Below are 15,217 nucleotides of genomic sequence, written 5' to 3'. Positions count from 1 at the left end.
GCTGCCTTGCCCGGGGGGCGGGGGGGGGGGGGGGGGGGGGGGGGGGGGGGGGGGGGGGGGGGGGGGGTGGGGGTCTCCCTGGGGTGGGGTTGGGGGGGGCCAGGGGGGTGCACCGGGGCCGGGGCGGGCGCGACGGGACGGGGGTGCCGCGCTCCGCCCCGGCCCGGGGTCGGGGGGTCGGTCAGCGCAGCCGGCCGGCGCCGGCGTGGTGGCCGACGAGGAAGGGCACGGCCAGCGGGTGGTTCACCCGGGTGCGCAGCTCGGGCGTCCAGCCCGCGTCGCCGCGCAGCGCCTCCGCCGGGAACTGCTCGTTGTGGACGGCCAGCAGGTCGACCGGGCGCCCGTTGACGTAGTTGCCCGTGGTGGTGACGGGCGCGTCCTTCCACTTCTTCAGGATCTGCCCGGCCGGCACCTCGGAGCCGAGCGTGAACGCGTTCTTCTCCGCGTACAGCTGCGACTCCTGGCCGATGCCCAGGCTGTACACGTAGTCGGCGTCCGGCACCTTGAAGTGGTTGTTGTACGCGTCGACCTGACCGAAGCGGACCCGGGGCGCCCGCTCCACCACGTCGTCGAAGAGGTTGTGGTGGAGGGTGACGCGGAGCCTGCCCCGGTCGGTGGCGCCCGCGCTGTCGCTGTTGCCGATCATCAGCGTCTTGTCGTGGTCGGTGAAGACGTTCCACGAGACGGTCACGAGGTCCGCGCCGCGCACCACGTCCAGCTCGCCGTCGTGCTGCTGGTAGACCTCGCCGTAGTACGAGGGCAGCGAACTGTCCGGGTGGGCGCCGTCGGTGAAGGTGTTGTGGTCGATCCAGACGTGGGTGGAGCCGTACACCACCAGGCTGTCGTACTCCGAGTTCCAGGCGCCGGTGGCGCCGTCCGTCGGGTCCCACTGGGGGAAGCAGTCGAGCGGGCTCTCCAGGGTGAGGTTGCGGACCACCACGTTGTCGACGCCCTGGACCTGGAGGCTGCCGCCGAGGATCGTGGCGTTCCGGCCGACGCCGACGAGGGTGGTGTTGGCGGGCACCTTCACCTTGATGGCCTGGCCCTGGGCGGTGGCCGAGGCGGCGCGCAGCTCCTCCTGCGGGCCGGTGACCTCGTTCTCGTACCCCCAGACGGCGGGGTCGTAGTCGGCGAGGTACCGGTCGAAGTCGTAGCCGGGCGCCTCGAAGGCGCCGCAGCCGGCCTCGGTGGCGTTCAGGGTGCCGGCGACCTTGACGATCCGGGGCTCGGTGCCGGGGACGGCGAGGGCGGCCCGGAGCTCGGCCCAGGTGGTGACGGTGAAGACGCGGGAGGCGTCGGCGGCGGCGCCGCCGGTGGTGCCGGTGCCGTCGGAGGCCCAGCCGTCGCCGGCGGGGAGGGTGGCGCGGGCCGGGTCGGCGGCCGGGCGGTGCCCGGAGTGGGCGCCGGCGGCGGGCGCGGTGACGGTGAGGACGAGGGCGGCGGCGGCCACCGCCCCGAGCTTCGTGCTTCTGTTCACGCGCGGTTCTCCTCAGGATGCGGAAGGGGATGCGGGGGGCCAGGCGATCCATTCGGTGGGGATGGCGTCGTCGAGCCTGCGGGTCTCGCGGGGGGCGAGGACCCGGGTGCGGAGCAGTTCACGGGCCACGAGCCGGGCCACCTCGATCGCGCCGGGCGGATTGAAGTGGGTGTTGTCCTGCTCGGTGGCGGTCCAGTTGAAGTAGGTCTTGGTCGCCTCGGGGCCGAGTCGCTGCCAGAGCGCGAGGGACAGCGCCTCGATGTCGAGGAGCGGCACGCCGGAGGCGGCGGCCACGGCCCGGGCGGCGGCCGGGTAGTCGCCGAGCGAGCGCTGGGCGGTGCCGGCGGCGTCGAAGCGGCGCCGCTCGACGGAGGTCGCGAGGACCGGGAGCGCGCCCCGGGAGCGGGCCGCCTCGACGAAGACCCGCAGGTTGTCCTGGTAGGAGCCCCAGGGGTCGGTGTAACGGGTGGGGTCGGTGGTCTTCGAGTCGTTGTGGCCGAACTGGACGAGCAGGACGTCGCCCGGGCACAGCGCGGCCGTGATCGCGTCCAGCCGCCCCTCGTCGAGGAAGCTCTTGGTGGAGCGTCCGTTGACGGCGTGGTTGGCGACCGTGACCGACCGGTGCAGGAAGAAGGGAAGGGCCATGCCCCACCCGGTCTCGGGGGCCGCGTCGGCGTACTTCTGCGCGGCGGTGGAGTCCCCGGCGACGAAGAGCGTGCGGGGGCGACGGGGCGAGGACCCGGCGGAGTCCTCGGTGCGGGCGGCGGCCGGCCGGGCGGCCAGGGCGAGCATCAGTCCCGCCCCGGCCGCGACCGCCTCACGGCGGCCGAGCGTCACTTCTGCTGGCTCTTCCACTCGGCCTGGGCCTCGTTGAGCTGCTCGGCGAGGGTGTCGGCGAACTTCTTCGCCGTCATCGAACCGAGCAGCACCTTCTGGAAGTTGGCCTCGTTGTCGGCCTTGGAGATGGTGTTCCAGTCGGGCAGGTAGTAGGGCAGCTGGACGATGGTGGCCTTGCCGCCGAAGAGGACGTCGGCGGCGAGCTTCGTCGGCTCGGCCTCCTGGATCCACGGGTCCTGCGCCGCCTCGGTGTTGGCGGGGATGGCGCCGGCGGACTTGTTCCACGTGGAGTTGGACGCGTGGGAGGCGGCGAACTCGATGAACTTCCAGGCGGCGGCCTTGTTCTTGCTGCTGGAGAAGAGGCCGAGGCCGTCGACCGGGTTGGAGACCATCACCCGGGTGCCGTTGTCGAGGGTCGGGCTCGGTATGCCGCGGAACTTCTCGGTGGTCAGGGCCTTCACGTGGTCCTGGTACGAGCCGAGGTTGTGGTTCAGCATGCCGATCTGGCCGCTGTCCCACTGGGCGACCATCTTGGTGAAGTCGTTGTTGACGTCGGCCGCCGGGGTGTTCTTCTTGAAGAGGCCGACGTACTTCTCCAGCGCGGCCACGTTCCTGGGGTCGTTGACCGTGGTCTTGTCGTTCTCCCAGAAGCTCTGGATCCCGCTCTGGCCGTACATGGCGTCGAGGGCCTGGGCGATCGATCCGGCGCCGCCGCGGATGGTGTAGCCGAACTGGTTCTTGTCCTTGGCGGTGAGCTTGTCGGCCGCGGCGTAGAACGCCGACCAGGTGGACGGCTCCTGAAGACCGGCCGCCTCGAAGAGGTCGGTGCGGTAGTAGAGGACGCCGTTGCTGGCGGAGGTCGGGACGGTGAAGAGCTCGTCCTGGCCGCCGGCCGCCCTGACGGAGTCGACCATGCCCTTGTTCAACTTGCCGAACAGGGAGCTCTTCTCGATCCGCTGGTCCAGGGGCTCCAGCGCGTTCTGCGCGGCGATCCCGGCGAGCATCGCCGCGCCGACGCCGCCGACGTCCGGCAGTGCGCCGCCCTGGATGGCGGTGTCGTACTTGGACTGCACCTCCTTGGAGGCGACGCCGACGTACTCGACGTCGATGTCCGGGTTCGCCTTCTCGAAGTCGGCGATGATCTCCTTCCAGACGTCGGTGCGGACACCGCCGTTGTTGTCCCAGAAGGTGATCTTGCCCTTGCCCGATCCCTCGGTTCCCTCGCCGCCGGCGCCGCCGCTGCCGTCGTCACCGCAGGCGGTGGCGGTCAGCGCGAGGACGCCGGAGAGGGCGAGGGCGAGGGCGGCTCTGCGCCGGCCGGGGAAGATGGTCATCGTCGGCTCTCTTCTCTCGGGGTGGTACGCGGGGTGGTACGCGGGTGGTGCCGGGGATGGTGCTCGGGGGGATGGGGAACGCGTGTGGGGGAGTACGGGGCCCGCCGGGTTCAGCGGGCGGAGGGGGCGGCGGTCGGCGCGGAGGCGGGGGTGCCGAGGGCCCGGAAGTCGGTGAACACGCCCGTCCCGGCGTGCCCTTCGCCCTCGGGCGCGGCGGCGAACAGGCCGAGCAGGGCGCCCACCCACCGCCAGGGGGTGGCCGCGAACTCGGGGCCGAGCCGGACGGGTCCCTCGCCGGCGTCGTAGGAGAAGCGGCAGCGGGCGTCGGCGGTGGCCTCGATCCGCAGCAGCGCCTCTCCGGCGGGGAGCGGCCGGGCCCGGTCGGCGTCCCGCTCGCGGTCGGCGTTGCCCGGCGCGAAGCGGTGGACGAGCGACACCCGCCCGTCGGCGCCCCGTTCGAGGCCGATCCAGGCGTACGCGTCGCCGAGCACGAGCAGTCCGGCCCGTGCCCCGGGCGCCGGGGAGTCCAGTCGCAGCCGGACCTCCACGGTCCGGGCCCCGGCCGGCAGCCGCTGCGTCAGCACGTGTGGCACCGACCGGAGGTCGTCGGCCCGCTCGGTGCGCACACAGGCGAGCCGCAGCCCCGGCCCGTCGTGCGCGCCCGTCCAGTCCGCCCCGGGGTTGGCGGTCCACTGCCACTGCGGGCCGAAGGAGCCGCCGGGGAAGGCGTCGTCGACGGCCGGCCGGGCCGGCGGCCCCTCCGGCAGGGCGGGCTTGCGGTGGACGCGTACGGGGGAGCCGTCGTCGCCCAGCACCGGCCAGCCGTCCGCGTCCCAGCGCATCGGCTGGAGGTGGACGAGCCGGCCGTGCGCGCCGGTCTGCTGGAAGTGCAGGAACCAGTCCTCGCCCGCCCCGGTGCGCACCCAGCCGCCCTGGTGGGGGCCGTTGACGTCGGTGTCGCCCTGGGAGAGGACGATCCGCTCCTCGTAGGGTCCGAAGAAGGTGTCCGCGCGGAAGGCGCCCTGCCAGCCGGTGGCGACGCCGCCGGCCGGGGCGAGGATCCAGTACCGGCCCTCGTGCCGGTACAGCTTGGGTCCCTCCAGGGTGAACCAGCCGGGCACGAGGTCGGCGTCGACGAGGGTCCGGCCCCCGTCGAGGACCTTGGTGCCGTCGGGGCTCATCCGGTGCCCGGTGAGCCGGTTGTTGAACCCGGCCCGGGACCTGGCCCAGCCGTGGACCAGGTAGGCCTCGCCGGTCTCCTCGTCCCACAGCGGGCAGGCGTCGATCAGTCCCAGGCCCTCCTTCACCAGGTGAGGGCGGGTCCAAGGGCCTTCTATCGCAGGCGAGTTGACCTGGAAGATCCCGTGGTCGGGGTCGCCCCAGAAGATCCAGAACCGGCCGTCGTGGTGCCGGAAGGACGGCGCCCACACCCCGCGGTCGTGCCGCGGGAGGACGAAGGCCTCCTCGGGTTCGAGCCGCTCCAGCGCGTGTCCGGCGAGCGTCCAGTTGACCAGGTCGCGGGAGTGCAGCAGCGGCAGTCCGGGGGCGCGGCCGAAGCTGGAGGCGGTGAGGTAGAAGTCCTCGCCCACCCGGACGACGTCCGGGTCCGACCAGTCGGCGGCGAGGACCGGGTTGCGGTACGTGCCGTTCCCCAGGTCGCCGGTGACCTCGGGCACCGGCGAGCCGGTCACGACGCCACCGCCTTCCGCACGAGCGCCGCCGCCGCGTCCCGGTCGAGCCGCCCGTCGGCCACCACCGTGACCACGCGCCGTACGAAGGTCCCGCCGGCCGGCACCGTGAGCCGCTCCCCGAAGGCGAGGGAGGAACCGACGCCCGGGTACTCGGCGGCCCGCACGAACCACGGGTCGCGGCGGGTGGTCCCGGTCGCCCCGGCGAAGACCAGCGTCCAGCCGTCGCCGCACATCGCCACCCAGTCGGCGCGGGTGCCGTGCACGGCCTCCTCGCCGTCCGCGTCGGGTCCGAACACCCCGGGCGCGGTGGCCTCCTTGGGGGCGCGCCAGAAGAAGCCGCCGTACGCGGCGCCCGGGCGTCCGTTGGTGGCCGGGCTGCCGAGGGACAGGTCGCGGCCCGAGACGTTGGCGACGGAGAAGGTCAGGTCGAGCGCCCACGCCGCGTCGGTGAGGGCGACGGCGGCGACCGTGCGGTGCTCGGCGAGCAGCCGCTCGCCGCCGGCGGTCCAGGTCAGCTCCTCGACGAAGCCGTCCGGGTCGCACAGCTTGAAGCCGTCGTGGCGCTGGACGCCGTGGTTGTCGAGCTCGACGGAGCCGCGGCCGCGGACGAAGGTCCGCCCGCCCCAGAAGTTGTGGCCCTCGACGTCCGGGACGGCGACGGAGACGCCCAGGTGGTGCACGTGGTCCTCGGGCAGCACCTCGGTGACGGCCCGCCCGGCGAGCGTGGTCACCGGGTGGAGGTAGGGGCGCGGGGAGTGGTCGGCGGCGAGCGCCGGGCGGGTCACGCAGTGGGCGACCGGGCGGCCCGCGATCCGCAGCGTGGTGGCCGTGTCGGTGCTCATCGGACCTCCGCCGTGGCCGGCGACGCCCAGGGGGCGCCGAGCTCGGAGTAGAGCCGCAGCTGTTCGGCGCTGGCGTCCACCAGGGCCTCCACGCCCTCCACGACCCGCCGTTCGGCGTTCTCGCCGGGTTCGGCGCGCCAGTGGGCGGCGGGCAGCGGGCGCGGGTCGGGGGCGGTCCGGACCGCCTCGACGACCCGCATGAAGGCGCCGGTCGCGTCCGGCGGCACGCACAGCGCGGTGCCGTCGGTGACGTGGGCGAGCAGGTTCTCCAGGAGGTCGGTGCGGCCGTACACGATCTCCTCGGGGCCGTGTCCGGCGCGCTGGAGGAGGATCCGGTCCTCGCGGTACCAGAAGGTGATCCGGCCGCGGGTGCCGTGGACGACGACGTACGGTTCGCCGGTCCTCTCGGCGCAGAGCGTCGCCGCCACGGTCACCGGGAAGCCGGCGGCGGTGGTGACGCGGACGGCGGAGGTGTCGTCGGACTCGATGGCGTGGGCGTGGAACAGCTCGGTCTCGATGCCGGTCACGTCCTCGGCGCGGGTGGTCCCGGCGAGGGCGAGGGCGGTGGCGACGGCGTGGGCGAGCGGGTTGGTGAGCGCGCCGTCGACGACGTCGAGGCCGTCGAGGCGGCGTCGGCCGGCCCAGGGCGCGCGCCGGAAGTACGCCTCGTCGCGCACCCAGGCGCCGGCGGCGCCGACGCCCCGGACCTCGCCGATGGCACCGTCCGCGACGAGCTCCCGGACGGCGGGGACGGCGTGCGAGCCGAGCGACTGGAAGCCGATCTGGCAGGCGGCGCCGGCCGCCGCGACCCCGTCGGCCATCCGGCGGAACTCGGCGTAGGACGGGGCGGGCGGCTTCTCCAGGAGGATGTCGGCGCCGTGCCGGGCGGCCGCGAGGGTCATGTCGGTGTGCGTCTGGATCGGGGTGCTGAGCACCGCGAGCTTCGCGCCGGTGGTGGCGAGGAGCGCCTCGAAGTCGTCGGACTGGGCGGGGTCGCCGAGCCCGTCGAGCTCGGCGGCGTCGAGCGGGCGGAGCTCGCACACGCCGGCCAGGCGGACCAGGCCGAGCCGTTCGAGCCGGTGGATGTTGAGGAGGTGGCTGCGGCCGTGGCCGCGGGCGCCCGCGAGGACGACGGGCAGCGGTTCGGTTCCGTTCACGGGGCTCATCCCTTCACCGCCCCGGCGCTGAAACCGGTGACGAGCCACTTCTGGATGAAGGCGAAGACGATCACGACGGGGAGGGCGGCGATGACGCCGCCGGCGGCGAGCGCGCCGAGGTCGACGCTGTCGGCGCCCATGAGGGTGTTGAGGCCGACCGGGATGGTCTGCTTGCTCTGGCTGCTGAGGAACATCAGGGCGAAGAGGAAGTGGTTCCAGGCGTGCACGAAGGCGAAGGAGCCGACCGCGACCAGACCGGGCCGCAGCAGCGGCAGCACCACGATGAGGAAGGCGCGGAAGCGGTTGCAGCCGTCGACCCAGGCGGCCTCCTCCAGGGAGGGCGGCACGTTCCTGATGAAGCCGCTGATGAGGATCATCGACAGCGGCAGCTGGAAGACCGTCTCGGCGAGGATGACGCTGCCGATCGAGTTGATCATCCTCAGCTCGGCGAAGATCTGGAAGAGCGGCACGAGGAGCAGGGCGCCCGGCACGAACTGGGAGCAGAGCAGGGCCAGCATGAAGCCCTTCTTGAGCCGGAAGTCGAAGCGGGCGAGGGCGTATCCGCCGGCCAGCGCGACCACCGTGGTGGTGATGAGCACCGCGACGCCGATGAGCAGGCTGTTCTGGAAGAAGACCCCGAAGCTGCGCTCGGTCCACACCTTCTCGAAGTGCGCGGTCGTCATCGGCCAGGGCAGCAGCGAGGTCGACCCGGCCGGGCGGACGGCGAAGAGGAAGATCCAGTAGAAGGGGACCAGGGTGAAGACGAGGTAGATGCCGAGCGGCAGGTAGATCTGCCAGCGGGGGACCTCGTCCCAGGCCCGGTTCCGCTTGCGGGCGGTGGCGGGCGGGGTGCCCTCCGGCGGGTCCGCGGGGGGCGCGGCCCGGCCGGCGGGGGCGGTGCGGGTGCGGGTGGCAGCGGCGGTCACTTGCTGTCGCCTCCGAACTTGCTCAGGCGCAGATAGACGATCGAGCAGAAGAGAAGGATCACGAACGCCACCGTGGTGAGGGCGGAGGCGTAACCGAAGTTGTGGGCGTCGACGCTGGTCTCGGCGACGTACAGCGGCAGCGTCGTGGTGACGCCCGCGGGGCCGCCGCCGGTCAGGGTGTAGAGCAGGTCGACGTTGTTGAACTCCCACACCGCGCGCAGCAGCGTGGAGAGCACGATCGCGTCCCGGATGTGCGGGAGCGTGATGTGGAAGAACTGCCGCAGCCGGCCCGCCCCGTCGACCTCGGCGGCCTCGTACAGGTCCTTCGGCACCGACTGGAGGTCGGCGAGGATGAGGATGGCGAAGAAGGGCACGCCGCGCCAGAGGTCGGCGACGATCGCCGCGGGGAAGACGGTGGCGGTGTCGGAGAGCAGGGAGGTGCCGTACTCGCCGATCCCGAGGTCCGCCAGATAACGGGTGATACCGGTCTGGGAGTTGTAGAGCAGCACCCAGATCGCGGAGGTCAGCACGCCCGAGACGGCCCACGGGGAGAAGACCAGGGCCCGGCCCAGGGCGCGGCCGACGAAGGTCTGGTTGACGATGAGGGCGAGCGCCAGGCCGAAGAGCAGCTGGAGCGTCACCTCCACCACGACCCATTTGAGGCTGAAGGTCAGCGTGCCCCAGAAGTGCGGGTCCTCGGTGAAGATCTTCGTGAAGTTGTCGAAGCCGGCGAAGCCGTTCCGCCAGGGCTTGGTCGGGTTGTAGTGCTGGAGGCTGTAGTAGAAGACGCTCAGCACGGGGTAGGCGATGAAGCCCAGCATCAGCAGGCCGGCGGGGGCTATCAGCAGATACGGCAGCCGGCGGGGGGTCGCTCCCGTGCGGCGGCGCCCCCGTGCCGTGGTGGCTCGGGGCGGTTTGGTCACAGCTGTGGCCATGACGGCGGCTCCGTTCTCGGGCGGGCGGTGCGGGGTCCGCGCGCGCTCCACCTGCGGTGAAGCGCTTCGCGAACGTCGTTCGATATACCGAACAAGGGGGGCGGTGGTCAGGTGGGGCCGGGCGGGGGTCAGCCCGCGTACGGATCGGGGGTCGTCCCCGGCCGGGCCAGGAACTCGAAGTCGCAGCCGGTGTCGGCCTGGGAGATCTGCTCCATGTACAGCGCGCCGTAGCCGCGCTCGTACCGGGCCGGCGGCGGGGTCCACGCGGCCCCGCGGCGCTCCAGCTCCTCGTCCGTGACGTGCAGGTGGAGGGAGCGGGCCGCGACGTCGAGGGTGATCGTATCTCCCGTGCGGACCAGGGCAAGAGGCCCGCCGACATGCGATTCCGGCGCCACGTGCAGCACGCAGGCCCCGTAGCTCGTCCCGCTCATCCGGGCGTCCGAGATCCGGACCATGTCCCGCACCCCCTGCTCCAGCAGGTACGTGGGGATCGGCAGCATCCCGTACTCCGGCATGCCGGGACCGCCCTTGGGGCCCGCGCCGCGCAGCACGAGGACGTGGTCGGCGGTGATGCCGAGCGCCGGGTCGTCGATCGTCCGCTGCATCGTCCGGTAGTCGTCGAAGACGACCGCCGGGCCGGTGTGCTTGAGGAACCGCTGCTCCATGGCGACGTGCTTGACGACCGCCCCGTCCGGGCAGAGGTTGCCCCGCAGCACCGCGAGGCCGCCCTCGGGCGCCAGCGGCCGGTGCCGCTCCCGGATCACCTCGTCGTCGTGGACGAGGGCCCCGTCGAGCTGCTCGCGCAGGGTGGTGTGCGAGACCGTCGGCCGGTCCAGGTGGAGCACGTCGGCGATCCGCGACAGGAAGCCCGGCATCCCGCCGGCGAAGTGGAAGTCCTCCATGAGGTACGCCCCGCCGGGCCGCAGGTTCGCCAGCACCGGCACCGTCCGCGCGATCCGGTCGAAGTCGTCCAGCGTCAGCTTCACCCCCGACCGCCCGGCCATCGCGATCAGGTGGATCACCGCGTTGGTGGAGCCGCCGAGCGCCAGGACGGCGGCGACCGCGTCCTCGTACGCCTCCCGGGTCAGCAGCCGCGAGAGCCTGAGGTCCCGGCGGACCAGCTCCACGATCCGCAGCCCCGACGCGGCGGCCATCCGGTCGTGCCCCGAGTCCACCGCCGGCACCGAGGAGGCTCCCGGCACGGTCACGCCCAGGGTCTCCGCCGCCGCCGTCAGCGTCGACGCCGTCCCCATCGTCATGCAGTGACCGGGGGAGCGGGCCAGCCCGTTCTCCAGCTCGGCCATCTCGCAGTCGCCGATGGTGCCGGCCCGCCGCTCGTCCCAGTACTTCCACATGTCCGTGCCGGAGCCGAGGGTCTCCCCGCGCCAGTGCCCCGGCAGCATCGGCCCGGCCGGCACGAAGACCGTCGGCAGGTCCACCGAGGCCGCGCCCATCAGCAGCGCCGGCGTCGTCTTGTCGCAGCCGCCCATCAGCACCGCCCCGTCCACCGGGTACGAGCGCAGCAGCTCCTCCGTCTCCATGGCGAGGAGGTTGCGGTAGAGCATGGGCGTCGGCTTCTGGAAGGTCTCCGACAGCGTGGACACCGGGAACTCGAGCGGGAAGCCGCCCGCCTGCCACACCCCGCGCTTCACGGCCTGCGCCCGGTCGCGCAGGTGCACATGGCAGGGGTTGATGTCCGACCAGGTGTTGAGGACCGCGATCACCGGCTTGCCCAGGTGCTCCTCCGGCAGGTAGCCGAGCTGGCGGGTCCTGGCCCGGTGGCTGAACGACCGCAGCCCGTCGGTGCCGTACCACTGGTGGCTGCGCAGCTCCTCCGGCCGCACCTCGCGCTCCCCGCTCATACGGGCCACCCGCCGGCGATCGCCGCGACCTCGGCCCGCTCGGCCTCCGGGAGTTCCCGGCTCGGCGGCCGGATGTCCCGGCGGCAGAGCCCGAGCGAGGCCAGCGCCTCCTTCACCACCGTCACGTTGTCCGCGCTGCCGTTGGCGGCGCGCAGTTCCTCGAAGCGGCGGATCCGCTCCCACACCTTCATCGCGGTCCCGTAGTCGCCCGCCCGCAGCGCCTCCAGCATCTCCAGGGAGAGCGCGGGGGCCACGTTCACCAGACCGGACGTGAACCCGGTGGCACCGGCGGAGAAGTAGGAGGGGGCGTACGGCTCCGCGAGACCGGCCACCCACACGAACCGGTCGAGCCCCGCGTCCCGGGCGAAGCCGGCGAACCGCGACGCGTCCGGCACCGCGTACTTGACGCCCACCACGTTCGGGCAGTCCGCGCCGAGCTCGGCGAGCCGCTCCCCGCTCAGCAGCGGGTTGCGGATGTAGGGGACGACGCCGAGCTCCGGCACCGCCTCGGCGATGGCCCGGTGGTAGTCGACCCAGCCGCTCTCGGAGACGTACGGGTGCACCGGCTGGTGGACCATCACCATGTGCGCCCCGCAGTCCCGGGCGTGCCGGGCCGCCTCGACGGCGGTCGGCAGGTCGTGGCCGACGCCGACCAGGAGGGTGGCGCGGTCGCCCGCCTCCGCGACCGTCGCCTCGGTGACCGAGCGGCGCTCCTCGGGGGTGAGGGCGTAGAACTCGCCCGTGTTGCCGTTGGGGGTCAGGGTGCGCACCCCGCCGTCGAGCAGCCGGCGCAGCAGCGCGCGGTGGGCGGCGGAGTCCACCCGGCCGTCCTCGGCGAACGGCGTGACCGGGATGGCCACGACGTCGGCGAGGGCGGCCCGAAGGGTCTCGAAAGTCATCGTCACTCGCTGTTCTGGGGGGAGGAGCCCGTGGCGGGCTCCGACGGGTTCACGGGGAAGGCGCGCTCCACGAACGAGGCGATGTGGGCGTGCACCGCGCGGCGCGCCCCGTCGGCGTCGCCCGCGGCGGCGAGCCGCAGGATCTCGTCGTGTTCGGCCGCCTCCCGGTCCCAGGAGGGGATGGCGGCCCAGGCGACCGTGGAGACCAGCGCGGCCTGGTCGCGCACCTCGTCGAGCATCCGCCCGAGCAGCGGGTTGCCGCAGGGGAGGTAGAGCGCGCGGTGGAAGGCCCGGTTGGCGAGGGACCGTTCGGCCGGGTCCTCGGCCTCGGCGGCCAGGGCGAGCGCCTCGTGGGCCGCGTCGAGCGAGGCTCCCGAGGCGACCGTCCGGCGGACGGCCTCCGGCTCCAGGAGCAGCCGGACGTCGTACACGGCCCTGGCCATGTCCGCGTCCACCATCCGCACGGTGACGCCCTTGTACTGGTTCATCACCACGAGGCCGCTGCCCGCGAGGGTCTTCAGCGCCTCGCGCACCGGGGTCTTGGACACCCCGAAGCGCGCGGCGAGTTCGGCTTCCACGAGGGCCTGCCCGGGTCTGAGGCCCCCGGTGAGGATGTCGTGCTTGATCGCCTCCAGGACGTACTGGGTCCGGGAGGGGATGGGGCTGGGGGCATAGGGCATGGAGCACTCTCAGATCTCATGTATCGCGTCTCATATATGACGTACGAAGTGCAACGGGCATGAAGCTAAGGCGGCGCCGATGTTTCGTCAATGCTTCGCGCAGGGTTGATAGAAAGCGTTTTCCATCCCTCGCCTCCCGGAGGCCCGGGAGAGATCGCCCCGACGCCGTCCGGGGATCGCCCCGAAGCTGTTCCCCGGTTTTGTTTTCTGGGGTAACTATTGGGGGCGCGACCCCTCCCGCCCCCCGCGGCCCTCCCACCCCGCGCGGCCCCCTCCCCACCCCACCCCACCCCAAGGACCCGCATGAAGTTCACCGACGGCTTCTGGCTGATGCGCGAGGGCGTGCACGCCTCGTACGCGACCGAAGTCCGCGACCTGCGCGTGGCCCCCGGCCGCCTCACCGCGCACGCCTCCGTCAAGCGGGTCCACACCCGCGGCGACACCCTGAACTCGGCGCTCCTCACGGTGGAATGCCACGCCCCCGCCGAGGGGGTCATCGGCGTCCGGATCACCCACCACGCCGGCAAGGCCCACCGGGGCCCCGACTTCGCCCTCGCCGACCCCGACCCCGACGCGGGGACGGTCCACGACGACGGCACCACCGTCGAGCTCGCCGCGGGACCCCTCCGCCTCCGCCTCGACCGCGCCCGCCCCTGGACCCTCGACTTCCTCGACGCCGACGGCCGCCCGCTCACCCGGTCCGGCCGCAAGGGCACCGCCTTCGTCACCACCCCCGACGGCGCCCACCACATGGCCGTCCAGCTGGCCCTCGGCGTCGGCGAGCAGGTCTACGGCCTCGGCGAACGCTTCACGCCCTTCGTCAAGAACGGCCAGAGCGTCGACATCTGGCAGGCCGACGGCGGCACCAGCAGCGAGCAGGCGTACAAGAACGTCCCCTTCTACCTCTCCTCGCGCGGCTACGGCGTCTTCGTCGACCACCCCGGCCGGGTCTCCTTCGAGGTCGGCTCCGAGGCCGTCGGCCAGGTCCAGTTCAGCGTCGAGGACCAGTCCCTGGAGTACTACGTCGTCGCCGGCCCCACCCCCAAGGACGTCCTGCGCCGCTACACCGCCCTCACCGGCCGCCCCGCCCTCCCCCCGCCCTGGTCCTTCGGCCTCTGGCTCACCACCTCCTTCACCACCCCCTACGACGAGGCGACCGTCACCTCCTTCGTCGACGGCATGGCCGCCCGCGACATCCCGCTCTCCGTCTTCCACTTCGACTGCTTCTGGATGCGCGAGTACCAGTGGTCCGACTTCACCTGGGACCCGGAGACCTTCCCCGACCCGGACGGCATGCTCGCCCGCCTCAAGGCCCGCGGACTGCGCGTCGGCCTCTGGATCAACCCCTACATCGCCCAGAAGTCCGCCCTCTTCGAGGAGGCCGCGGCCGCCGGACACCTGGTGAGACGGCCCGACGGCGACATCTGGCAGTGGGACCTCTGGCAGGCCGGCATGGCCCTCGTCGACTTCACCAGCCCCGACGCCCGCGCCTGGTTCCAGGAGAAGCTCCGCCCCCTCCTCGACCAGGGCGTCGACTGCTTCAAGACCGACTTCGGCGAGCGGATCCCCACCGACGTCGTCTGGCACGACGGCTCCGACCCCGAGCGCATGCACAACCACTACACGCACCTCTACAACCGCACCGTCTTCGAGCTCCTGGAGAAGGAACGCGGCCCCGGCGAGGCCGTCCTCTTCGCCCGCTCCGCGACCGCCGGCGGCCAGCAGTTCCCCGTCCACTGGGGCGGCGACTGCTGGGCCTCCTTCGAGGCCATGGCCGAGTCCCTGCGTGGCGGCCTCTCCCTCTCCCTCAGCGGCTTCGGCTTCTGGAGCCACGACATCGGCGGCTTCGAGGGCACCCCCGAACCGGAGGTCTTCACCCGCTGGCTCGCCTTCGGCCTGCTCTCCTCCCACAGCCGCCTGCACGGCAGCGACTCCTACCGCGTCCCGTGGGAGTTCGGCGAGGAGGCGGTGGCGGTGGCCCGCCGCTTCACCCGCCTCAAGCACCGCCTCATGCCCTACCTGTACGCGGCCGCCACCGAGGCCCACGCCACCGGCGTCCCCGTCATGCGCCCCATGCTCCTCGAATTCCCCGACGACCCGACGAGCCGCACCCTGGACCGCCAGTACATGCTCGGCCCCGACCTCCTGGTCGCCCCCGTGATGACCCCCGGCGGCGAGGTCGAGGTGTACGTCCCCGAGGGCACCTGGACCCACCTCCTCACCGGCGACACCGTCACCGGCCCCTGCTGGCGCCGCGAGACCCACGGCCTCGACAGCCTCCCCCTGTACGTCCGCCCCGGCGCCGTCCTGCCCCTGGCCGCCCCCTCCGACCGCCCGGACGCCGACTGGCCCGACGGCCTCACCCTCCTCGTCGCCCCCGGCGCACCCGCCGGCACCACGACCACCGTCACGGTCCCGGACCACCGGGGCGCCCCGGCGGCCGTCTACACCGTGACGCACGACGGGGCGGCCCCGACGGCCACGGCCACCGGGACCGATCTGCCGTACGAGGTGAGCCCCCTGACCCCCGGAGCCGCAGAGGACGGAACCTGACCTGATCGGGCCCTAGCGTGGCCG

Annotated in this window: 12 protein-coding genes; 1 reads left to right on the top strand and 11 read right to left on the bottom strand. The window is 73.0% G+C overall.

All coding sequences use genetic code 11. The features are described 5' to 3' along the window. Window positions 1–181 precede the first annotated feature (181 nt). The 11 genes from ACFQ8C_RS21905 to ACFQ8C_RS21855 form a co-directional block, all read right to left on the bottom strand. Complete coding sequence (locus tag ACFQ8C_RS21905; RefSeq protein WP_383460045.1) at window positions 182–1,477, bottom strand: polysaccharide lyase family 1 protein; 1,296 nt, start codon at window positions 1,475–1,477, stop codon at window positions 182–184. Between the two features lie 12 nt (window positions 1,478–1,489). After that, window positions 1,490–2,314 carry a rhamnogalacturonan acetylesterase gene (locus ACFQ8C_RS21900; RefSeq protein ID WP_383460054.1) on the bottom strand — a complete coding sequence of 275 codons (825 nt, stop codon included), beginning with the start codon at window positions 2,312–2,314 and terminating at the stop codon, window positions 1,490–1,492. Continuing rightward, window positions 2,311–3,648, bottom strand: a complete 1,338-nt coding sequence (locus ACFQ8C_RS21895; RefSeq protein ID WP_383460042.1) for an ABC transporter substrate-binding protein — start codon at window positions 3,646–3,648, stop codon at window positions 2,311–2,313. The genes ACFQ8C_RS21900 and ACFQ8C_RS21895 overlap by 4 nt, the downstream gene beginning before the upstream one ends. Window positions 3,649–3,758: 110 nt before the next feature. Then, entirely contained in the window at window positions 3,759–5,339 is a 1,581-nt protein-coding gene (locus ACFQ8C_RS21890) for a family 43 glycosylhydrolase (RefSeq protein ID WP_383460041.1), read from the bottom strand. Further along, the gene (locus tag ACFQ8C_RS21885) at window positions 5,336–6,181 is read right to left on the bottom strand and encodes a PmoA family protein (RefSeq protein WP_383460038.1); all 846 of its coding nucleotides are present in this window, start codon (window positions 6,179–6,181) and stop codon (window positions 5,336–5,338) included. Before ACFQ8C_RS21885 ends, ACFQ8C_RS21890 begins: the two co-directional genes overlap by 4 nt. After that, on the bottom strand, window positions 6,178–7,347 hold the full coding sequence (locus tag ACFQ8C_RS21880) for a Gfo/Idh/MocA family protein (protein WP_383460035.1): 1,170 nt from the start codon (window positions 7,345–7,347) through the stop codon (window positions 6,178–6,180). Before ACFQ8C_RS21880 ends, ACFQ8C_RS21885 begins: the two co-directional genes overlap by 4 nt. Continuing rightward, entirely contained in the window at window positions 7,344–8,264 is a 921-nt protein-coding gene (locus tag ACFQ8C_RS21875; protein WP_383460032.1) for a carbohydrate ABC transporter permease, read from the bottom strand. Before ACFQ8C_RS21875 ends, ACFQ8C_RS21880 begins: the two co-directional genes overlap by 4 nt. Continuing rightward, complete coding sequence (locus tag ACFQ8C_RS21870) at window positions 8,261–9,199, bottom strand: carbohydrate ABC transporter permease (protein ID WP_383460029.1); 939 nt, start codon at window positions 9,197–9,199, stop codon at window positions 8,261–8,263. Before ACFQ8C_RS21870 ends, ACFQ8C_RS21875 begins: the two co-directional genes overlap by 4 nt. Before the next feature lie 128 nt (window positions 9,200–9,327). Continuing rightward, window positions 9,328–11,061, bottom strand: a complete 1,734-nt coding sequence (gene araD / locus ACFQ8C_RS21865; RefSeq protein ID WP_383460026.1) for an L-arabinonate dehydratase — start codon at window positions 11,059–11,061, stop codon at window positions 9,328–9,330. Then, window positions 11,058–11,960 carry a dihydrodipicolinate synthase family protein gene (locus tag ACFQ8C_RS21860; RefSeq protein WP_383460024.1) on the bottom strand — a complete coding sequence of 301 codons (903 nt, stop codon included), beginning with the start codon at window positions 11,958–11,960 and terminating at the stop codon, window positions 11,058–11,060. Before ACFQ8C_RS21860 ends, araD begins: the two co-directional genes overlap by 4 nt. A gap of 2 nt (window positions 11,961–11,962) precedes the next feature. Further along, the gene (locus ACFQ8C_RS21855) at window positions 11,963–12,640 is read right to left on the bottom strand and encodes a GntR family transcriptional regulator (protein ID WP_383460021.1); all 678 of its coding nucleotides are present in this window, start codon (window positions 12,638–12,640) and stop codon (window positions 11,963–11,965) included. A 303-nt stretch (window positions 12,641–12,943) separates the two neighbouring features. Between ACFQ8C_RS21855 and yicI the strand changes: the two genes are divergently transcribed. Then, on the top strand, window positions 12,944–15,193 hold the full coding sequence (yicI, locus tag ACFQ8C_RS21850; protein ID WP_383460017.1) for an alpha-xylosidase: 2,250 nt from the start codon (window positions 12,944–12,946) through the stop codon (window positions 15,191–15,193). Window positions 15,194–15,217: the final 24 nt, after the last annotated feature.

This window comes from Streptomyces sp. NPDC056503 (assembly GCF_042794995.1).
GTDB lineage: Bacteria > Actinomycetota > Actinomycetes > Streptomycetales > Streptomycetaceae > Streptomyces.
This window is presented reverse-complemented; position numbering and strand designations above follow the sequence as displayed.

What these genes read in the sequence shown, in the direction of transcription:
- ACFQ8C_RS21880 (WP_383460035.1), bottom strand. Translation starts at nt 7,347, where the DNA reads ATGAGCCCCGTGAACGGAACCGAACCGCTGCCCGTCGTCCTCGCGGGC.
- ACFQ8C_RS21855 (WP_383460021.1), bottom strand. Translation starts at nt 12,640, where the DNA reads ATGCCCTATGCCCCCAGCCCCATCCCCTCCCGGACCCAGTACGTCCTG.
- ACFQ8C_RS21885 (WP_383460038.1), bottom strand. Translation starts at nt 6,181, where the DNA reads ATGAGCACCGACACGGCCACCACGCTGCGGATCGCGGGCCGCCCGGTC.
- ACFQ8C_RS21895 (WP_383460042.1), bottom strand. Translation starts at nt 3,648, where the DNA reads ATGACCATCTTCCCCGGCCGGCGCAGAGCCGCCCTCGCCCTCGCCCTC.
- ACFQ8C_RS21860 (WP_383460024.1), bottom strand. Translation starts at nt 11,960, where the DNA reads ATGACTTTCGAGACCCTTCGGGCCGCCCTCGCCGACGTCGTGGCCATC.
- araD (WP_383460026.1), bottom strand. Translation starts at nt 11,061, where the DNA reads ATGAGCGGGGAGCGCGAGGTGCGGCCGGAGGAGCTGCGCAGCCACCAG.
- ACFQ8C_RS21870 (WP_383460029.1), bottom strand. Translation starts at nt 9,199, where the DNA reads ATGGCCACAGCTGTGACCAAACCGCCCCGAGCCACCACGGCACGGGGG.
- yicI (WP_383460017.1), top strand. Translation starts at nt 12,944, where the DNA reads ATGAAGTTCACCGACGGCTTCTGGCTGATGCGCGAGGGCGTGCACGCC.